This window comes from Roseateles sp. GW823-FHT07B05 (genome assembly GCF_058794515.1).
In genome coordinates this window covers 642,531-663,032 of the sequence record NZ_JBXAGX010000001.1, presented here as the reverse complement: position 1 = coordinate 663,032, position 20,502 = coordinate 642,531, and the positions used below count along the sequence as shown (strand labels likewise).

The window sequence follows — 20,502 nt, the reverse complement described above, 5'->3', positions numbered from 1 at the left end:
CGGTCGCGGCACATCAACTTCCACGAAGGGCGCCAAGGCGCCCTTTTTTGTCGACCTCACGGGCCCGACGCGCCATGCCCGTTCATCAGGGTAGGCCGCAAGGCGTCGCGCCGGGCGACCTGCATAGACTGCCCTACCCGCCCGGCTGCAGGCACCATGCCCGTGTCGCGCATCTCCTTCACCCGCAAGGTCCGACATGCCCCGACGCCTCCTGTTTGCCTGCCTCCTGCCACTGACGCTGCTGGCCTCGCAGGCACGTGCCGCCGATACCCCCTCGACGGCAGGCGCGCTGTTTGTCGTGCCGCTGGTCACCGAGGCCATGCAGAATCAGCAGGCGCCGACGGCAACCGGGGGCGGCCTGTTTGTTGTGCCGCTCATCACCGAGGCAGTGCAGACCCCGACGTTTGCAACCGCTGTGGAGCAGGCTCCCGCCGCCGTCCCGCTGATCACGGAAGCGATGCAGAAGGCGCCCGCCGACGCTGCGACCGACAGCTTGTTCGTCGTGCCGCTGGTGACCGAGGCCATGCAGAACGCCCGCGTGAGCCCGGTGCCCGAACCCGCGCCGTGGTGCCTGGCACTGGCCGGCGGCACCCTGTTGGCCTACGTGCGGTTGAAGCGCAGGGTGCGCTGATCTGCGACCCGCGCATCGCGCGTGAAACCCCACCGCGTCATCCACATCCACGCCGACGCGCCCGCGAAGCCCGCTGTCGGTGAGCCCTGCAACGGCTGCGGCGTCTGCTGCCTGGCCGAGCCCTGCCCGCTGGGCGCGCTGCTGAGCCGGCGCCTGAAAGGTGCCTGCGTCGCCCTGCAATGGGACGGTGCACGCTATGTGTGCGGCGCACTGACGGCGCAACCCAGCGGGGTGCGCGGCTGGCTGGTCAGGCGCTGGATCTCGTCGGGCAGCGGTTGCGATTGCTCACTGGAAGTCGCGGGCAAGCCCTAGCCAGAACCCCGGCGCGCGCCGCTACATTTTTTGGCTTCTGCCGTCCCTCAACCTCGATGAAGGAAGCCGCATGAAATCCACGCTCCGCCTGCTGCCGCTGCTGGCCGCGCTCACCCTCGGCGCCGCCCAGGCCGCCCCGCTGCGCTGGGCCGCGCAGAACGACATCCTGACGCTGGACCCGCACTCGCAGGACCACAACACCTCCAACGCCATCGGCACCCACATCTACGAGGGGCTGACCCGGCTGAGCAGGGAGTACCGCCCCGAGCCGTCGCTGGCGACCAAGTGGACGTACCTCTCGCAGACGCAGGTGCGCTTCGACCTGCGCAAGGGCGTGAAGTTCCACGACGGCTCGCCGTTCACGGCCGACGACGTGGTGTTCAGCTTCGGCCGCATCACGCAGCCCCAGGGCACCAAGCAGACCTATGTGTCGGGCATCAAGGAAGTCAGGAAGATCGACGACCACACCGTCGACCTGATCCTCGAGGCGCCCACGCCGATGCTGCTGCAGAACATCATCAGCTTCCCCATCATGAGCAAGGTGTGGTCGACGAAGAACAACACGACCAACACGCAGGACTACAAGGCCAAGGAAGAGAACTACGCGTCGCGCAACGCGAACGGCACGGGGCCGTACAAGCTGGTGAGCTGGCAGCCCGACCAGGCCGTGAAGATGGTGGCCAACACGGCCTGGTGGGACAAGAACCCCGGCAACGTGACCGAGCTGAGCTACCTGCCCATCAAGAGCGCGCCGACGCGTGTGGCCGCGCTGCTGTCCGGCGACGTGGACCTCGTCACCGACCTGCCGCCGCAGGACTTCTTCAAGCTCAAGGAGGACGGCAAGGTCAGGCTGCTGGAGGGCTCCGAGATCCGCACCATCTTCTTCGTCATGGACCAGGGCAGCGACGAACTGCGCGAGTCCAGCGTGAAGGGCAGGAACCCGTTCAAGGACAGGCGGGTGCGCGAGGCGATGAACCTGGCGCTGGACCGCGAGGCGATCAAGCGCAGCATCATGCGCGGCCTGTCGGTGCCGGGGGCGCTGATGATCCCGCCCGGCGTGAACGGCTACGACGCGGCGCTGGACGCGCCCCTCAAGCCCGACCTCGACAAGGCTCGCAAGCTGCTGGCCGAGGCGGGCTATGCCCAGGGCTTCGAGCTGCCGCTGCACTGCCCCAACAACCGCTACGTCAACGACGAGCAGATCTGCCAGGCGGCCGTGTCCATGTGGGCCAAGATCGGCGTGAAGACCCGGCTGGTGGCCGCGCCCTTCTCCACGCACAGCCAGACCTTCCAGCGCGGCGAGTCGCCGTTCTACATGCTGGGCTGGGGCGTCTCCACCTACGACGCGCTGTACGCGATGCAGGCCTGGGGCCACACGCGCACCAACGGCGCCGACGGCAACTTCAACTTCGGCAAGGTCAGCGACGCCAAGCTCGATGAGCTGATCCAGAAGATCAAGTTCGAGCCCGACGTGCCCAGGCGCAACGCGCTGATCCGGGAGGCGCTGCTGCGCATCCGCGACGAGTCGCTGTTCATCCCCATCCACCACCAGATCCGCCCGTGGGCGATGAAGCCGGGCGTGGACACCACGCACCGCTCGAACGACTACTTCGAAGCCCGCTACACGACCGTCAAATGAGCAAGCTCGCCGCCCTCGCCGCCGCCCTGCTGCTGGCCGCCAACCCGGCCGGCGCGAACACGCTGCGCTGGGCCGCGCAGAACGACGCGCAGACGCTGGACCCGCACTCGCAGAACCACTCCGCCACGGCCACCATCACGGGCTATGCCTACGAAGGCCTGACGCGCTACACCGAGAAGTTCGACGTGGAGCCCGCGCTCGCCACGAAGTGGACCTACGTGACGCCCACACAGCTGCGCTTCGACCTGCGCCGCGGCGTGAAGTTCCACGACGGCACGCCGTTCACGGCGGACGACGTGGTCTTCAGCCTGCAACGCATCAAGCACCCGGCCAGCAACATGATCATCTACGCCTCCGGCATCAAGGAGGCGCGGAAGGTCGACACCCATACGGTGGACTTCATCCTCGAAGGCCCCAACCCCGTGCTGACGCGCAACCTCACCTACGTGCGCATCATGAGCAAAGCCTGGGCGCAGAAGAACCGCAACGAGAACCCGCAGGACTTCAAGGCCAAGGAGGACACCTACGCGTCGCGCAACGCGATGGGCACGGGGCCGTTCCGCATCACCGGCTGGACGCCGGACCAGAAGATCACGATGGTGGCCAACAAGGACTGGTGGGACAAGCCGTCGGGCAACATCAGCGCGGTGACCTACCTGCCGATCAAGTCGGACGCGACGCGCGTCGCCGCGCTGCTGTCGGGCGACCTGGACCTGCTGACCGACCTGCCGCCGCAGGACGTCGCCAAGCTCAAGGCCGACCCGCGGCTCAAGGTCATCGACGGCCCCGAGAACCGCACCATCTTCTTCGCGATGGACCTGGGCAGCGACGAGATCAAAGGCAGCAGCGTCAAGGGCAAGAACCCATTCAAGGACAGGCGCGTGCGCGAGGCGCTGTCCATCGCCATCGACCGCGAGGCCATCAGGCGCAGCCTGATGCGCGGGCTGTCCATCCCGGCGGCCGTCATGGTGGCGCCGGTGACCTACGGCTGGTCGGCCGAGCTGGACACCGTCGCCAAGCCGGACGTGGCGCGCGCGAAGCAGCTGCTGGCGGATGCGGGCTACGCCGAGGGCTTCGAGGTGCCGCTGGCCTGCCCCAACGACCGCTACGTCAACGACGAGGAGATCTGCCAGGCCGTGGTGGCCATGTGGGCCCGCATCGGCGTGAAGGCGAGGCTGACGACGCAGCCGATGACGCAGCACTCCGCCGCGATGCAGCGCTTCGAGCTGCCGCTGTACATGTACGGCTGGGGCGTGACGACGTTCGACGCGCAGTACACGCTGCAGGACATCGTGCACACCAAGACCGGCGGCGTCGACGGCAAGGGCAACTTCTCGCGCGTGAGCGACGCCAAGGTGGACGCGCTGGTGCAGCAGATGAAGGTCGAGACCGACGTGCCCAAGCGGCTGGCGCTGATGCAGGAAGCCTTGAAGCGCACGCGCGACGAGGTGCTGTTCATTCCCCTGCACCACCAGGTGCGCCCGTGGGCGATGCGGGCCGGCGTGAGCCTGCCGCATTCGGCCAACGACGCACCGCAGGCCAAGTGGGCGACCCTCAAGTGACGCGGCCCGCCACCCGGCACCGCTGAACCCGGCGAGGCGGCGCGGGACAATCCGCTCGATGAGCGACGTCCCCTTCCAGCCCACCGGCATCACCCCCAGCGCCGAACAGCTGGCCATCCAGCTGCTGAGAACCCGCCTGCTGCTCGTGGAGGCCAACGCCGGCGCGGCGAAGACGACGACGCTGGCGCTGCGCATCGCGCAGGCGCTGCAGCGCGGCGCCCAGCCCGAGACCGTGCTGGCCCTGACGTACACGGCGCCCGCCGTCACGGCGCTCCAGCAGCGGCTGGCGGGCATCGGCGTGCCCCGGGCGGTCGTGCAGAAGCTGCGCATCCAGACCTTCGAGGCCTTCAGCCTGGCCGTGCTCACGACCGCGGAAGGCGTGGCCACGCGCGTCATCGCGTCGCCCGAGCAAGCCAGGCCTTACGTGGTGCGCGCCATCGAGCGCGCGCAGTCGCTGCCGGACGAGCGCCACCCCGACGACCTGATGGCCGACGCCCAGCCGCACGACCTCGTCGAAGGGCTGCTGAAGTCGTTCGACGTGCTCAAGGGCCGCATGGTGGTGGAGCACCTCGACCCCGAGCAGCGCATGACGCCCGCGCTGGCCGACGAGCTGGGCTTCGGCTACCTGACGATGCGCGCCTGGGCCTGCTACGAGTTCGCCCGCAAGGGCGGCCACCCCGACCGGCCGGAGTTCCGCTTCCAGGGCGACGGCGCCTACGACCTGGCCCGTGCGCTGCTCAACGGCGAGATCGACGCCGGCGACGCGGCGCTGCAGCAGGGCCTCACGCTGATCTGCGTCGACGAGATGCACGACGTGAACCGCGCCGCCTTCACCGTGCTGAAGGCGGTGCTGGCCGCCAACCCGCGCGCCGCGTTCGTCGGCGTGGGCGACCGGGACCAGGTCATCCACTCACAGACGGGCGCCGAGGCCGGCTTCATGCGCGAGCACTTCCGCGCCGAGATCGGAATGCCCGAGGTGCTGCCGCTGACGCACAGCCGCCGCTTCAGCCAGCAGCTGGCTCGCCACGCGGGTGCGCTGGCCGGCAAGCCCTACGCGGCGGACGACGCGCTGCAGACGGTCATCCGGCTGGAGCACTGCGAGACGCCGCGGCTGGCCGCGGCCTTCATCGCCCGCCAGGCGCAGGCCCACCACCAGCAGAAGGCGCTGGCCAGCCTGCGGGTGCTGCTTCGCCATGCCGCGCAGTCCGTGCTGATCGAGCACGAGCTGCTGCGCCTCGGGGTGCCGTACGACGCGGCGGGCTTCGCGCCCTACCTGGAGCGCCCCGAGACGCTGCTGGTGCGCGGCCTGCATGCCAGCGCCTGCCAGGACTACACGGGCTTCGAGACCCCGGCGCAGCGGACCGCGCTGCTGGACGCGCTGCTGCTGTTCTCGGGCGCCCGCGTGGACAGCATCGAGCTGCGCCACCTCGACGGCGCCGACGCCCAGCGCGTGGCGGTGGCCGAGGCCGCGGGCAGCGCCGACACGACGCATGCCTTCATCGACGCCCACGTGCTGCGCAGTGCCCACCCGGCCGCCCGGCGGCAGCTGCAGGCCGCCATGGCCATCCTGCGCACGCAGGACGCCGAGGCCTTCGAGGCCTCGTTCCTGAACGCGCTGGACCCGCTGACGCTGGCCGCCCGCGTGTTCGTGCGCCAGGACGATGCCGCCCAGGTGGCCGACAACATCGCGCAGCTGCACCGCGTGGCCGTCGCCGAGGAGGCCGGCGTGGCCGGCGCCTTCCGCATGTTCACGGCCATGGACAGCGCCCGGCGGCGCCTGCGCAGCAACGACCGCGTGATGCTGTCCAGCATCGAGGCGGCCAAGGGGCTGGAGTTCGATCACGTCATCGTGCCGCACCTGTCTGCCGGCGAGTTCGGCGACGGCTCGACCGAGACGCGCAACCTGCTCTACGTGGCCATGACGCGCGCGTGCCGGCAACTCACGCTGACCTTCGATCCGCGCCGCCCGTCGCGCTTCCTGAAGGACGCGGCGCTGATCGCCTGAGCCAGCAACGAAGATCCCGCCCCATGAAGCCTCCCGTCATCAACTTCTCGACGCTGCAGTCCACCGTCGAGATCGCCGCCACGGTGGCGTTCGCGCTGTCGGGGCTGCTGGCCGGGGCGCGCAAGCAGCTGGACGTCGTCGGCCTGTGCGTCGTCGCCGGCCTGTCGGCCTTCGGCGGTGGCACGCTGCGCGACGTGCTGCTGGACCGGCGCCCGTTCTTCTGGGTGGAGCACGCCGACTGGCTGTGGGTGCTGATGGGCCTGTGCCTGGCGGCGATGCTGTTCATGCGCCGCCGCCACCTGGCGCTGACCGAGCGCGCCATCCAGTGGCCCGACGCGCTGGGCCTGGGCCTGTTCACCGCCAACGGTGCGCTGGTGGCGCTGGACGCCGGCATGCCGGCCATCGTCGCCGTGCTGATGGGCGTCATCACGGCCACCTTCGGCGGCGTGCTGCGCGACATCGTCTGCAACGAGATCCCGGCCGCGTTCCACGACCACCGGCCCTACGCGCTGTGCAGCTTCGTCGGCGGCTGGGTGGTCGTGGCGGCCGTCGCACTGGGCTGGCCGCAGTGGGCCACGATCAGCGCCGCCGCCGCGACGGCGGTGGCGCTGCGCGGCCTGGCGCTGTGGACGGGCTGGACGCTGCCGGTCTGGCGCATCAACAAGCGCTGACCGCGCGCCCGCCCCCCCTCGTCACCAGCCGATCGTGTAGGTCACCGTCGTCGGCGCCTGCGTGTGCAGCGACGGGCTGAAGTCGCCCACATCGTCGTAGGCGAAGCCATAGGCCTTCTTGTTGATGCTGTGGTCGTGCCAGAACTTGGCGAACCAGTTGCCCAGCTGGCCCGCCGGGTAGTGCGCGGACTGCACGTACCAGTTGGCCGGCTGCTCCATCACATGGCGGTTCAGTGCGGCGCAGATCTGCGCCTGGATCTGCAGCTGCGTGCCGATGTTGGTGGGGTTGCCGCTCGCGTCGGCCAGCAGGCCGGCGCCCAGCAGCACCATGGCCGTGTCGGGCCTGCCGTTGATGTAGAACGTGCCGGCCGGCGAGCCGCCGGTGAACGTGAAGCGGTCACCGCTTACACGGCCGCGGAAGGTGCCCAGGTTCTGCAGCGTGAAGACGAGGTCTTCGTTGCGATAGCGGGCCCACACGGCGTCGATGTAGGGCTGCAGGTAGTTGGCATTGGCGGCACCGGGTTTGAAGGTGGCGTGGGCCGGCGCCATGATGCGGTAAGGCGCGTACGGCACCTGCGCCAGATGCTTGAACTGCGACGGCACCTCGGCGATGAACTTGCTGAACAGTTGGTCGCGCGTCTCGGCCAGCGCCTCGCCCACGGTCTGGTCGTAGCCGCCCAGGCCCTGCACGCGCAGCTTCAGCGGGAAGCCGAAGTGGTCCACGCGCGTGGTGTTGATGAAGATGCCGGGGTCGGGGCGGCCGGGCGGGATGATGGCCATCTCGCCGAAGTCGAAGTAGACGTCGATGTTGGGATCGGTCGGGTTCTCGATGTTGGCGCCGGCGTAGCCGACGTTGCCGTTGCCGTCGAGGACGACGCGGATGTACATCGGCGAGCCCACCGACATCATCACGCGCGCCGAGTCCAGCGCCGGGATGGTGATGGCGCGGGTGTTGCTGAGCTTGTGGAAGTAGTTGGTGTAGGTGACGCCGTTCTTCGTCAGCGCGCCGTTGTCGGCCGTGGACATGGGGATGAGGTTGCCCGCCGCGTCCACACGCACGAACTTGCCGGTGCTCCAGTCCTTGCCAATGATGGCCCAGTAGACCTGGTCATCGGTCCAGCGGCCGCCGGTCTGGTTGACGATGTTGAACGTCGTGCGGCCGTTCCAGCTGCCGGTGTTGGTGGACACGCGGTAGGACGAAGCCAGGTCGTTGAAGCCGCGGTTGACGAGGTTGGGCTCGTTGGCCGTCAGCGCCAGCGAACTGCCGCCGTAGTTGATGTCGTTGAACAGCGTGACCTGGTAGCCGGCCTGCACCTTGACGGACGACACGCGATCGTTCCAGGCCGACCCGATCCAGCTCGAATCGGCGCTGACGCACAGGCTGGCGCCGGTGTAGTTGATGTCGGCGTAGAAGCAGACCGGGCCGGTCGCCGCCGTGTCGCCGCCGACCGTGTACGTGAACTTCGGCGTGTCGTACGCCGGCGTGCCGTTGTTGTATGTGAACCAGTAGCCGATGACGTTGCCGCTGGCGACCGTCACCTTCTGCTCGTAGCGGCCGTTGGCGGCCGTCATGCGGATGTTCTGCTGCGCGCCGTTGTTGACGCTGTAGTGCGCGTCGACCCAGCTGGTCGACACGTTGGATTTGAACCAGATCGTCGCGGTGGTGCCGCTGACGTCGACACCCTGGGTGTAATCCTGGGCCAGGGCCGGGGTGGTGCCGAGCAGGCCGAGGGCCAGCCACCAGCAGGCGCCGAACAGGCGCAGACAACGCAGAACAAGACTCACTTTTGTCTCCTTGCCCGCACGTGGACGGCGGGTCGTGCAGAGGCCCCAACGACGCGATTCCCAAGGGCCCGTTTTCTGGCTGCAGAGACCTACCGCACGCCCTGGCAGACAGCCGCTGCCCGGGTCAGGTCACGTTCACATCGAATCTGAAAGCGCTTTCAGTTTCGCGGCGCATCCTCCCGGGAACGACAAGAAAGCGGTTTCATGGGAAACCCGTGCGTGCCGTTTTCATGAGTCGCCCGCTTCAGGGACAGGAAACCCACCAAAGCAAACGGCCGCCCGAAGGCGGCCGTCCGACGCGGGCGTGGCGTGCTCAGTTCAACGCCAGGCGCGCCCGCGCAGCGGCGTATTCGCGCTTCAGGCGCGCCACCAGCTCGCCTGCCGGCAGCACCTGCTTGACGGCACCGATGCCCTGGCCGCTGCCCCAGATGTCCTTCCAGGCCTTGGCCGCGCCGCCGCCGAAGTTCATCTTGCTGGGGTCGCTTTCGGGCAGGTTGTCCGGGTCCAGGCCCGCGGCCACGACCGAGCCGCGCAGGTAGTTGCCGTGCACGCCGGTGAACAGGTTGCTGTAGACGATGTCGTCGCTGTTGCTGGCGACGATCATCTGCTTGTAGTCGTCACTGGCGCGCGCCTCTTCGGTCGCGATGAAGGCCGAGCCGATGTATGCCAGGTCCGCACCCATGGCCTGCGCGGCCAGCACCGCGTCGCCCGTGCCCATGGCGCCCGACAGCGCCAGCGGGCCGTCGAACCACTCGCGGATCTCCTGGATCAGCGCGAACGGGCTCTTCACGCCGGCATGGCCGCCCGCGCCGGCCGCCACGGCGATGAGGCCGTCGGCGCCCTTCTCGATGGCCTTCTTCGCGAACTTGTTGTTGATGATGTCGTGCAGCACGATGCCGCCCCAGCCATGCACCGCCTGGTTCACGTCTTCACGCGCGCCCAGGCTCGTGATGATGATGGGCACCTTGTACTTGGCGCACACCTGCATGTCGTGCTCCAGCCGCTCGTTGCTCTTGTGCACGATCTGGTTGATCGCGAACGGCGCGGCCGGACGGTCAGGGTTGGCCTTGTTGTAGGCCGCCAGCGTCTCGGTGATTTCGGCCAGCCACTCGTCGAGCAGCTCGGCCGGGCGCGCGTTCAGCGCCGGCATGGAGCCGACGACGCCGGCCTTGCACTGCTCGATGACGAGCTTGGGGTTGCTGATGATGAACAGCGGCGAGCCGATGACGGGCAGCGGCAGGTTCTGCAGGATGGGAGGCAGGGCCAAGTTCAATACTCCAAGACAGTTGAGGTCGGAGCACGCGCCTTGCGCGTGGTCCAACCCGCAAGAACATCAGAATGCTTCGAGGCTGAGGGCGGTCACGCTGTCGGCGCCGCCGACTATTGCGGACCGCAGCGCGCCGGTGCGCGGCAGGATGTGTTCGGCATAGAAACGCGCCGTCGTGATCTTGGCGTCCATGAACGCCTTGTCAGTCGCCAACGCGTCTTCGGCGGCCAGCAACGCACGCGCGAGCTGCCAGCCGGCGACGAGGTTGCCCGCCAGCATCAGGTAGGGCACCGAGCCGGCGTAGGCCGCGTTGGGGTTGCCCTTGGCCGATGCCGCGATGAAGTCGACGACCGCCAGATAGTCCTCGCGCGACGCGCGCAGCGCCTTCAGCATGGCCTGGGCGGCGGCGCTGCTGCGTTTCGCCAGTTCAGCTTCGGTCACCTCGATCTGCCCGGCCACCGCACGGGCCAGCTGGCCGCCGTCGCGTGCCGTCTTGCGGCCCACGAGGTCATTGGCCTGGATGGCCGTCGTGCCTTCGTAGATGGTCAGGATCTTGGCGTCGCGGTAGTACTGCGCCGCGCCGGTCTCCTCGATGAAGCCCATGCCGCCGTGCACCTGCACGCCGAGCGACGTGACCTCCAGGCTCATCTCGGTGCTGTAGCCCTTCACCAGCGGCACCATGAAGTCGTAGAAGGCCTGGTTCTGCTTGCGGGCCTCGGCGTCCGGGTGGTGGTGGGCCGCGTCGAACGCAGCGGCAGCGGTGCTGGCCATCGCGCGGCAGCCTTCGGTCAGCGAGCGCATCGTCATCAGCATGCGGCGCACGTCCGGGTGATGAATGATGGCGGCGCTGCCAGCGACCGAGCCGTCCACCGGGCGCGACTGCACGCGGTCCTTCGCGTAGCCCACGGCCTTCTGGTAGGCGCGGTCGGCGATGGCGATGCCCTGGATGCCCACGCCGTAGCGGGCCGCGTTCATCATGATGAACATGTACTCCAGGCCGCGGTTCTCCTGGCCGATCAGCGTGCCGATGGCACCGCCGTGGTCGCCGAACTGCAGCACCGCGGTGGGGCTGGCCTTGATGCCCATCTTGTGCTCGATGGACACGCAGTGCGCGTCATTGCGCGCGCCCAGCGAGCCATCGGCATTCACCAGGAACTTCGGCACCAGGAACAGGCTGATGCCCTTCACGCCCTCCGGCGCACCGGCCACGCGGGCCAGCACGAGGTGGACGATGTTCTCGGCCATGTCGTGCTCGCCATAGGTGATGAAGATCTTGGTGCCGAAGATCTTGTACGTGCCGTCACCCTGCGGCTCGGCGCGGGTGCGCACCAGCGCCAGGTCCGAGCCGGCCTGCGGCTCGGTCAGGTTCATCGTGCCGGTCCACGAGCCGTCCAGCAGCTTCGGGATGAACAGGTTGCGCTGTTCATCGCTGCCCGCGGTCAGCAGCGCCTCGACGGCACCGTCCGTCAGCAGCGGGCACAGCGCGAAGCTCATGTTGGCCGACTGCAGCATCTCGTTGCAGGCCGCGGCGATCGTCTTGGGCGCGCCCTGGCCGCCGAACTCCGCCGGATGCACCAGCCCCTGCCAGCCGCCCTCGGCGTAGGCGCGGAAGGCGTCCTTGAAGCCAGGCGTCGTCGTGACCACGCCGTCCTTCCAGCTCGACGGGTTCTTGTCACCCTCGAAGTTCAGCGGCGCGATGACGTCCTGCGTCAGCTTGGCGCACTCCTCCAGCACGGCCCCGGCCGTGTCCAGGCCGAAGTCCGCGAAAGCGGGGACTTGTTGCGTGAGCGCTTCCAGCCCAGCGAGGTGCTGGATGTTGAAGAGCATGTCCTTGACGGGGGCTTGGTAACTCATTTGTTCCTCCGGGCGGATACAAAAAGGGCGCCGCAACGACCGGAGTCGGGGCGCCCGGTGCAGTCGGCGTGCGGTTTACAGCGCGTTGACCAGTTCCGGCACGGCCGTGAACAGGTCGGCTTCCAGGCCGTAGTCGGCCACCGAGAAGATCGGCGCTTCCGGGTCCTTGTTGATGGCGACGATGACCTTGGAGTCCTTCATGCCGGCCAGATGCTGGATGGCGCCCGAGATGCCGGCCGCGATGTAGAGCTGCGGCGCGACGATCTTGCCGGTCTGGCCGACCTGCCAGTCGTTGGGCGCGTAGCCCGCGTCGACGGCGGCGCGCGAGGCGCCGAGGGCCGCGCCCAGCTTGTCGGCCAGCGGCGTCAGCACTTCCATGAACTTCTCGTTCGAACCCAGCGCGCGGCCGCCCGACACGATGATCTTGGCAGCGGTCAGCTCGGGGCGATCGCTCTTCGTCACCTCACGGCCGACGAAGCTGCTCTTGCCGGCATCCGCCGCGGCAGCCACGGTCTCGACGGCGGCCGAGCCACCGGTGGCGGCAGCCGGGTCGAAGCCGGTCGTGCGCACGGTGACGACCTTGGTCGCATCGCTGCTCTGCACCGTGGCGATGGCGTTGCCGGCGTAGATCGGGCGCTCGAACGTGTCGGCGCTGACGACCTTGGTGATGTCGCTTATCTGGCCCACGTCCAGCAGCGCGGCGACGCGCGGCGCCACGTTCTTGCCCGCCGCGGTGGCGGGGAACAGAAGGTGGCTGTAGCCCGACGCCAGCGCGATGACTTGCGCGGCGACGTTCTCGGCCAGGCCTTCGCCCAGCGCGGCGGCGTCGGCGTGCAGCACCTTGGCGACACCGGCGATCTGCGCGGCGGCGGCGGCGGCGGCGGCTGCGTTGTGGCCGGCCACCAGCACGTGCACGTCGCCACCCAGGGCGACCGCGGCGGCGACGGTGTTCAGCGTGGCGCCCTTGATGGCGGCGTTGTCGTGTTCAGCAATGACGAGTGCGGTCATCTCAATGGTTCCTAGTCAGTTGAGGACAGCGCTTGCGGCTGCGCCGCGGCGGTCTGTCCCGCAAAGTTCTCAGATGGCTTAGATGACCTTGGCTTCGGTCTTGAGCTTGGCAACCAGGGCGGCGACGTCGGCCACCTTCACACCAGCACCGCGCTTGGGCGGCTCGCTGACCTTCAGCGTCTTGATGCGCGGCGCCACGTCCACGCCCAGGTCGGCGGGCTTCACGGTCTCCAGCGGCTTTTTCTTCGCCTTCATGATGTTGGGCAGCGTCACGTAGCGCGGCTCGTTCAGGCGCAGGTCGGTCGTCACCACGGCCGGCAGGCTCAGCGACACCGTCTCCAGGCCCCCGTCCACCTCACGCGTCACGTTGACCTTGTCGCCGGCCACTTCCACCTTGGACGCGAACGTGCCTTGCGGCAGGCCCGCCAGCGCGGCCAGCATCTGGCCGGTCTGGTTGCAGTCGTCGTCGATGGCCTGCTTGCCCAGGATCACCAGGCCCGGCTGCTCCTTATCCACCAGCGCCTTCAGCAGCTTGGCGACGGCCAGCGGCTGCAGCTCGGCGTCGGTCTCGACGAGGATGGCGCGGTCGGCGCCGATGGCCATCGCCGTGCGCAGCGTTTCCTGGCACTGCGTGACGCCGCAGGACACGGCGATCACCTCGGTGACGGCGCCCTTCTCCTTCAGGCGCACGGCCTCTTCGACGGCGATCTCGTCGAAGGGGTTCATCGACATCTTGACGTTGGCGATATCAACGCCCGTGCCGTCGCTCTTCACGCGCACCTTGACGTTGTAGTCCACGACACGTTTGACAGGGACCAAGACCTTCATCGAAAACTCCAGCTCGAATTGACGTAAACGTTAATCGGATTCTACGGGGCGCTCCGGGCGGAGCCGTGCAGAAAAAAGCACGATCGTTCGATTCTAGCCATGGCGCCGTCGGCGTCGAGACAAGTCTTTTTGGAGAGGCCTCTCGAATCCGTGAAGCTAGACTGCTTTTGCCCATGCAGACAGACTCCCCCACGCGCCGCGAGATCGGCGTTTTCGATTCCGGCGTCGGCGGCTTCACGGTGCTGCGCGAGCTGCGCACGCTGATCCCCGGCGCCCGGCTGCGCTACCTGGCCGACACGGCCTACGCCCCCTACGGCCCCCGCACGCCGGACGACATCCGCGCCCGCAGCTTCGCCATCACCGAGCACCTCATCGAGCAAGGTGCTGGCCTCATCGTGATTGCCTGCAACACGGCGACGGCCCATGCCATCGAGGCCTTGCGCGCGCGCTGGCCCGACCTGCCCTTCGTCGGCACCGAACCCGGCATCAAGCCCGCCGTCGCGGCCTCGCGCAACGGCCGCATCGGCCTGCTGGCCACGGCCGCCACGGCGGCCAGCGCACGGCTGCGTGCGCTGATCGAACGCCATGCCGGCGACCGACAGGTCATCGTCCAGGGCTGCCCTGGCGTCGTCGACCACATCGAAGCCGGCGACCTCGACAGCGCCGAACTGCGCACGCTGGTCCAGCAGCACTGCGAGCCGCTGCGCGCGGCGGGCGTCGACACGGCGCTGCTGGGCTGCACGCATTACCCGCTGATCGAGCCCCTGTGGCGCGAAGCGCTGGGCGCCGACGTGCAGTTGCTGCGCATCGAGACGGCCGTCGCCCGCCGGGCCGCAGACTTGTGGCAGCCAGACACCGGACCGCCCACACTGCACATCGACACCAGTGGCGACCCGACTGCGCTGCGTGGCTGGATAGAGCACGTGCTGGGCTGGCGCGAACCGGACGTGCGCCGCTGGCCGGCGGCGCGCTGAATTCGGCACTCAAGTCGGCGCCGGGACGGCCGATAGGGAACAAATGAACATCGCCAATTCCGCCAGCGTCACCGCGGTCGCGAACAGCGCCTCCAACGGCGAGCCCGGCACCGTCCAGGCCGCCGCCAGCATGCTGATGCTCAAGCAGGCCCTGCAGACGCAAGCCGAAGGCGCCGTCGCGCTGCTGAACGCCCTGCCCCAGCAGCCCGCACTGGCCACACAGGGCAATGTCGGTCGCCATGTGAACACGTTCGCCTGACACCGACCTCCCGGCCGGCTCAGCGCAACGATGGTGCCCGGGACGGGTACTAGCGCCTTTCGCAAAAATGGACAGGCACGCGCCCAATAAAATCAACAGCTTAGGGCGCAGAGGTGTGTCCATCAAATTTCTGCCAAAATGGACAACAAAGCCCGGGATTGTCCATTCCTGAGCCCGTAGTTCGTCGCATGTCGTCGCGCGGGCTGACCGCGCGCCCCCTGCTCTGCAGGGGCAAGCGACCGATGCTTCTCTACACCGGTATATCTTCTCAAAGATTATTGTCTCGAGGAATCTTTGGCGCCCTTGATTGGCACTATCTTGCCAGCGGCATAGGCCGCAAGCTGCGCCTTCAAGGTATATATCTCATCTAGCAGATTGATTTCGCGCTCGATAGATTCATCGAGAAGCTGCTGCAAACTCTTTTTATCGTCCTTGAGTTGTTTGATCTTGGCTGTCGGCTGCGCGCGCTTTTCCGCAACCTCAGCCGCAGCTACATCAATCGCCTTGATCAGTTCATCGAAAACCGGCCGTGAGCGCTTTATCGAGCCCTTCTTATTGCCTGCTTCGAGCGCGACCGTGTCGTTATTGATCTTTGCTCCGCGCTTCTTAAGGCGCTCTAACGCTGCGTAATAGGCGTCCAGTGCATCAGACATTCGCCGGCGCCTCCTTCAGCTTTGTTCTGGCACTCAAGAGCGTTTGCAGGTTCTCCGCTTCGAGTCGGTACTCGACAGAGCCGTGATCTGACAAAGCGAGCGCCGCAACAACGACTTCCTGCGACTCAATCACACGTGCAAGACGCTTGCCAAATACTGCCAAGTTCTTGCAGTTCGTTTTGAGGCATTCATACGGAATCGCTGCGAGCGGACTGGTCTTGCACTCTTCCGTTGCCGTGCATCCACCTAGGGGTGTTTCGCGGTAGGCCATCTCGCCGCGTTTAAATAGCTCTAAACCGTGCTCGCGCGAATGAACCGATACAGACGACTCTCTCACCTTCTCGCTGCGCGCCCACGTCGCTGCACCGCCAAAGAGTTCATCGTCGTTTAGCAGCAACCCAAGCACATAGCCAAAATAACTCGATTCGGCTTTTGAAGAGTTCCATTCGTGTGAGAAATGATCCGGGTCGAACACCAGAGAAGCCGCCTTCTGGAATCCCGCAGAGTAGTACATGGACATCTCTTCGGTGATGTGCTGCAACTGTGCCTTCAGGGAAGGCAAGGTGACCATTCCACTGCGGTGTGCGTAGACGGCCAGCGCTCGGCGGAATTGATGCGGCTTCATGGGCCAACGTAAGCCAATGTGGATTCCAGTCAGCTCCCAATCACGACCCAATTGCATTCGTTCAAGTTCAGACAAGTCAGCTTCTGAAACAATTGGGCAAACACTCTCGACGAGCTCAACCCAGCGGTCTTTCCACCTACTTGACAGGCGAGAGTATTCAGACTCAGTTCCGCAAAATAGCAAAGGATATTCAACCTCGCGGGTTCCAGTTGCCGCGACGGAGGTCATCGCGATGGAGATCCTTTGGGCGGCAACTAGGGCTCGACGACCTATGTCGTTGGTTACCCAGCTTGTCTCACGAGCCTCTCCATTCTCAAGCTTGTAGGTGATGCCGCGAGCAAGCCAATGACGCTTTCCGCCATGCTCAAAAGACACAAGGCAGTCTCTTGGAAGATGAAGTACTTCGCCAATACGCATCCCGGTAAAGGCGAGACAGATTGCCACCAGCGCTGTCTGACATTCCACGATCTTCGAGCAAAGGAAGTTGTGAACAGTGCCGCTACGTGGCTCTTTCCCAAGCTTGTGCGCAAAACTGAAAACTCCCTCAAGGGCTTGCTTGCGATAGCGCCCCCTTGCACTGCCGGTCAATTCGTCTGGAATCGCCGCGGTTGCTTTTCTGCTTTCAACAAATGCATCAAGAAGATCATCTAGGCTCGATTCAATTTCGCCAAGCTTTGTAATCAGGGCGCCGAGGATAGACGTATAAATAGCAGACGGAATTAGCGGTGTTTGCTTATCCTCTGGGCAATCCTCGCGCAACCTGGAGATTTCCTGCTGTATGCCCTCCACGTCAAATGACACGCCGAATATCGCTCGGCTTTTATAGAGCGTTTTTAAGAGAACACTCGTCGTAGCGAGCTCGCCATCATTCGCCGTGTCTATCTTCGCTAGAACTAGTTGCGCGTCTCGCAACAAGTCGAAAAGAGACAAGCGGTCGTCCATCGCGCGAATTGCCCACTTCTTAAGTGTCACGTTGACGCCGTAGATAGTTCCGAACGCCGGAGCCTTGTTCTTCGACCGGATGTATGTCCACAAAAGCGCCTTGGTCTGCACCAAAATCAACTTCTGTAGTGAGTCGCGCTCATGCTGTGACGTGTCGCCTTGCACGCCCTCTTCAAATCCAGTCAGGTGATATAGGCGCTTACTCTTTTGTTTGGTTGAAGCCGAGTAGTCCCAAACATCTTCGTGATACCGCGAAAGGGCATTCCCTTGCCTGTCCCGAGTGGTCACAGTTTCCGGATCGAAATAGACCTTGGGAGCGCCTGTCTCGATCCCACTATCGTGTTGAAGCAGTGGCAAGTTCATGCGAAACCTAGAAAAGCGAGTTGCTGCATTTTCGCGGCCCAGTACGGCGTCAACTTGTGCTCTTGATCGACTTCCACCTCAACGCGAGAGAACAGTAGTTCATTCTTAGCCTTCAATTCAGCCGTCAAACCATCCAAGACGCTAGACACGTGACTGTAGATTTGGTCAACAAGTTCGTTAGTGCCCTGCATCCAATGAATCTTTCGAAGGGCGTATCTGAAGCTCAGCAATTTCCTCATGTCAATTTCGTCTGCATAGACACGGTACTTTTTGCAGAAGAGACAGCCTTCCTGGCGCTTGCAATCGGGGACGATTGGCACCGAGGAGGCCGCGGGGACAGGCGCGCCGTGTCCCGAGCACCCGCCAACGGGAGTGGGCGTCTCTTCGTGAGTCCTAGAGCCTTCTGTTGCGCGCTTGGCCAGTGACTCGAGAAAGTCGCCGAGTTCATCCGCCTGGTCGCCTCTGCGGCCATTGCTGTACGCCCTCAACGCGGTTTCGATTGAGTGGCCCATGATCGCTGCCGCGACCGGCAGCGGCTCGTTGCGGACGAGGTAGTCCTGCTTGTGCGATCGCCACTCCCTGGCGGATATGTTGGCCAGTTCTAGTCCGCGCGTCCCCAGGTGCCGACGCAGCGCAGGCAAGAAGTTTCTAGCGATGCCAACGGGTTTTCGCTCACGGTTCTGAGCGATGAAGAGCGCCTCGCACTGTTGCCCTTTCAGCATCCACTCACGCAGAGGCAGGTATTTCCTCAAACGTGTCACTGTCGCCAGCGTAAACGTAAGCGGCACAAGCTTGCCACCGGCTCGAAACTTCACCACCCTCTTTCGAGCTGTGGACACTTCGGGCTTCTGCAGTTGCTCAACAATCTCGTCATCGAATTGCAGACCCAGAAACTGCGCAAGGTTTGCACCAGAATCGGCAAGTGCCAGGGCGGCGATGCACAACGAAGCAGCGATTGCCGTATCCCACTTGCCGCCTGCCTTTCTATCAGAAACGTCAGCATCGGCAGCTTTTGCGGTGCTCGCCATCGGGTCTGATGATAAGACTGCTTCTACTGATTGATCGAAGAACTGAGCGACGATCCTCAGATAAGCCTCGCTGTCACTCTGCAATGGAACTGCAGTAGAACCCGACCTTCTCTTACTCATCAATAGCGATAGGCTCTCAGCGAAATTTCGCCCGTGAGTCAGCTGAAGAAACTTGTGAGTTGTCTGAATAGGCTGAGCTACTGAATTGTTTTTTCGTGCTCCGTTGCGAACCAATGATTTGCCGTATTCGTTGTAGGCGCCGAGGGCTCCCAATGCGCATGATGCGTCTTCGAAAATCCTATCGTATCTATTTGCGTGCTCTTCGCGATCCACCCAAGCTAGGAAAGATCCAAAGTCCCCGAGATGAGTTTCGATTGTCCGCGGTCGCCACCCGGCTGTTTCGGCTTGCCGGCTAATAAGTGGGAGCACCTTTGCGATTCCTGCAGCTCGCTTGTCGCAGCGAGACGAGGGATCGATGATCCAATTCTGCGGATGCCTGTTAGTTGTGTCTCTGTTCAGATAGCACCAAGTCCAAACATGAGAGCTCCTAGATCCGCTTATCTCAAGCACCAGCTTGGACGGCGTTAGGATGTCCGGTATCACGTCAAAGGGGAATTTCAGTATGACGCGACTCTTTAACGCCTCCTTCGCGAAGGTCATTCTTCTGCTTTCTCCGAAAGCATTTTGATCAGGTGCGCCCCCCAACCCTCTTCGGCACTTGTAAGCATGTGAAGATTGCGGCGGTAGTCAATGTATTTCATTGTCGTTTGCACGTTCTTATGCCACATCAGCTCTCGCAGCTGGTTCATGACCCACTTTCGCTTTTCTGGATTTCCGTCCACTTCTTTTTCAAAGAAGTCCACGAAGTTCATTCCAAACGTCGCCCGCATATCATGAAATCGGTACGAATAATTTGGGTTTGAAAGCTTATGCCTCATCAGAGGTATCACGCGCTCTAGGATGAAGTTTCGCACCCCCTGTGCAATCTTCGCTGACTTCAGCGGTTTGTCATTTTCCCGCTCACCGTTTCGGTCATCAACACCTTCGTAGAAAGGGTTGCCGTGCTGCGTAAGGAAAAAGTAGTTTTCGTCTGAATCTTTGAGCGCAGACTTGTCTCGACGCCGCCGCGCCCTTTCACTCTGCATATAGGTGTAGAGCCGCTCGTAAAATGGCTTTGGAATGGTTAGATAGACGCCGGGTTTTCCTCGCTTCGTATCTATACCTGTGCCAGGCCCGCAGCGCAACTTGTAGTCGCCTCTGATTTCGCTTGGGGCTCGACTGAAGTGCTTCAAGCGAAACGTCAGAACTGTTTGCGCTCGCGCCCCGGTAAGTAGCGCCGTCTCATGGATAAGCGACATCTCGGTATTTCCGATTTCCTGAAGCGCGGAAATTAATGCCTGCTGCTCTACTTGAGGGAGAGGTCGTAGCTTCGCGCCGTCATCGATGGAAGTATCCCAAGGATCAGATGAGAGCGGCGCTGCGATACTAATGTCGGTCGTTGTTACTCCCATGCTTTGCTCAAAGCCCTGAGCATCTCTGAAAGTGATGCTCACAGACTTGTCTTGCCAGGGAGAGAATGCTGGCCGAAATCCGTATCGCTCCTGCTTTTGAAGATGCCGGTACAGCGCTATTACCGCGGACATTCTTCGACTAGCGACGCTCTGCCCCACGTTGCCGATCTTCAGCTCGTGAAGCAGGTGCGCTCGATACTGATACGTAGGCAATGAAAACGGTTCTGCGGAATCAAACTCGTCCCATTCGAACCCGAAGTCTTCGAGAAAAGTTTTGTAATGGGCGAGATCGCTGGCAATAGAGCCTAGCGTCTCCATCGCCCACGGGCGCAGTTTCGCGCGATCAAGCAGGTACAAGCAAGCCACCGCCCAGGGGCTGCCATCGCCATTCTTAACTACTGGGAACTTGAAGAACTTTGTCCCGCGAGTAGTTTTTGAATCTACTACAGCGCGGTAATAGTGGCGCTCTCTGCCTCCCGCAGATAGCTGGACACTCTTCGCATTCAATTGCGGCGTTTCAGAGACGCGAGTGATTTGCAGCACTGGCAAGCGCTCGGCGCTCGGCGTGATAGGCATTCTTGCTCC

General features: G+C 64.4%; 17 protein-coding genes. 8 read left to right on the top strand and 9 right to left on the bottom strand.

Annotation, left to right across the window (positions count from 1 at the left end):
• Nucleotides 1-196: 196 nt before the first annotated feature.
• The 6 genes from AC1Q7O_RS02700 (at nt 197) to AC1Q7O_RS02675 (ending at nt 6,820) form a co-directional block, all read left to right on the top strand.
• The gene (locus AC1Q7O_RS02700) at nt 197-631 is read left to right on the top strand and encodes a hypothetical protein (protein ID WP_492658539.1); all 435 of its coding nucleotides are present in this window, start codon (nt 197-199) and stop codon (nt 629-631) included.
• A 21-nt stretch (nt 632-652) separates the two neighbouring features.
• The gene (locus AC1Q7O_RS02695; protein ID WP_492658540.1) at nt 653-943 is read left to right on the top strand and encodes a hypothetical protein; all 291 of its coding nucleotides are present in this window, start codon (nt 653-655) and stop codon (nt 941-943) included.
• Nucleotides 944-1,013: 70 nt separating this feature from the next.
• On the top strand, nt 1,014-2,582 hold the full coding sequence (locus tag AC1Q7O_RS02690) for an ABC transporter substrate-binding protein (RefSeq protein ID WP_492658541.1): 1,569 nt from the start codon (nt 1,014-1,016) through the stop codon (nt 2,580-2,582).
• On the top strand, nt 2,579-4,144 hold the full coding sequence (locus AC1Q7O_RS02685) for an ABC transporter substrate-binding protein (RefSeq protein ID WP_492658542.1): 1,566 nt from the start codon (nt 2,579-2,581) through the stop codon (nt 4,142-4,144). Before AC1Q7O_RS02690 ends, AC1Q7O_RS02685 begins: the two co-directional genes overlap by 4 nt.
• Nucleotides 4,145-4,202: 58 nt before the next feature.
• Nucleotides 4,203-6,149, top strand: coding sequence for a UvrD-helicase domain-containing protein (locus tag AC1Q7O_RS02680; protein ID WP_492658543.1), 1,947 nt, complete (start codon nt 4,203-4,205; stop codon nt 6,147-6,149).
• A gap of 23 nt (nt 6,150-6,172) precedes the next feature.
• Complete coding sequence (locus AC1Q7O_RS02675) at nt 6,173-6,820, top strand: trimeric intracellular cation channel family protein (RefSeq protein ID WP_492658544.1); 648 nt, start codon at nt 6,173-6,175, stop codon at nt 6,818-6,820.
• Between the two features lie 21 nt (nt 6,821-6,841).
• On the opposite strand, the gene AC1Q7O_RS02670 is transcribed toward AC1Q7O_RS02675, so the two are convergent.
• The 5 genes from AC1Q7O_RS02670 to AC1Q7O_RS02650 all read right to left on the bottom strand — a co-directional run bounded on the left by AC1Q7O_RS02670 (nt 6,842) and on the right by AC1Q7O_RS02650 (nt 13,562).
• A complete protein-coding gene (locus AC1Q7O_RS02670; protein ID WP_492658545.1) occupies nt 6,842-8,605 on the bottom strand; it encodes a beta-1,3-glucanase family protein in 1,764 nt (587 codons plus the stop codon).
• A gap of 313 nt (nt 8,606-8,918) precedes the next feature.
• Nucleotides 8,919-9,878, bottom strand: coding sequence for an NAD(P)H-dependent flavin oxidoreductase (locus tag AC1Q7O_RS02665; RefSeq protein WP_492658546.1), 960 nt, complete (start codon nt 9,876-9,878; stop codon nt 8,919-8,921).
• A gap of 60 nt (nt 9,879-9,938) precedes the next feature.
• On the bottom strand, nt 9,939-11,726 hold the full coding sequence (locus AC1Q7O_RS02660; protein WP_492658547.1) for an acyl-CoA dehydrogenase: 1,788 nt from the start codon (nt 11,724-11,726) through the stop codon (nt 9,939-9,941).
• Nucleotides 11,727-11,801: 75 nt separating this feature from the next.
• Complete coding sequence (locus AC1Q7O_RS02655) at nt 11,802-12,734, bottom strand: electron transfer flavoprotein subunit alpha/FixB family protein (RefSeq protein WP_492658548.1); 933 nt, start codon at nt 12,732-12,734, stop codon at nt 11,802-11,804.
• 78 nt (nt 12,735-12,812) lie between these two features.
• Nucleotides 12,813-13,562: an electron transfer flavoprotein subunit beta/FixA family protein gene (locus AC1Q7O_RS02650; protein ID WP_492658549.1), complete on the bottom strand. Its 750-nt coding sequence runs from the start codon at nt 13,560-13,562 to the stop codon at nt 12,813-12,815.
• A 173-nt stretch (nt 13,563-13,735) separates the two neighbouring features.
• Between AC1Q7O_RS02650 and murI the strand changes: the two genes are divergently transcribed.
• Nucleotides 13,736-14,536 carry a glutamate racemase gene (gene murI / locus AC1Q7O_RS02645; protein ID WP_492658550.1) on the top strand — a complete coding sequence of 267 codons (801 nt, stop codon included), beginning with the start codon at nt 13,736-13,738 and terminating at the stop codon, nt 14,534-14,536.
• A 43-nt stretch (nt 14,537-14,579) separates the two neighbouring features.
• On the top strand, nt 14,580-14,795 hold the full coding sequence (locus tag AC1Q7O_RS02640; RefSeq protein WP_492658551.1) for a putative motility protein: 216 nt from the start codon (nt 14,580-14,582) through the stop codon (nt 14,793-14,795).
• Between the two features lie 275 nt (nt 14,796-15,070).
• Here AC1Q7O_RS02640 and AC1Q7O_RS02635 read toward each other — a convergent pair whose 3' ends face one another.
• From AC1Q7O_RS02635 to AC1Q7O_RS02620, 4 genes are read right to left on the bottom strand one after another with little or no spacing between them, the layout of a single operon-like run.
• Entirely contained in the window at nt 15,071-15,448 is a 378-nt protein-coding gene (locus AC1Q7O_RS02635) for a hypothetical protein (RefSeq protein ID WP_492658552.1), read from the bottom strand.
• A complete protein-coding gene (locus AC1Q7O_RS02630) occupies nt 15,441-17,378 on the bottom strand; it encodes a hypothetical protein (protein ID WP_492658553.1) in 1,938 nt (645 codons plus the stop codon). Before AC1Q7O_RS02630 ends, AC1Q7O_RS02635 begins: the two co-directional genes overlap by 8 nt.
• Entirely contained in the window at nt 17,375-19,066 is a 1,692-nt protein-coding gene (locus AC1Q7O_RS02625) for a hypothetical protein (protein WP_492662660.1), read from the bottom strand. The genes AC1Q7O_RS02630 and AC1Q7O_RS02625 overlap by 4 nt, the downstream gene beginning before the upstream one ends.
• Nucleotides 19,063-20,493 carry a site-specific integrase gene (locus AC1Q7O_RS02620; RefSeq protein WP_492658555.1) on the bottom strand — a complete coding sequence of 477 codons (1,431 nt, stop codon included), beginning with the start codon at nt 20,491-20,493 and terminating at the stop codon, nt 19,063-19,065. Before AC1Q7O_RS02620 ends, AC1Q7O_RS02625 begins: the two co-directional genes overlap by 4 nt.
• Nucleotides 20,494-20,502: the final 9 nt, after the last annotated feature.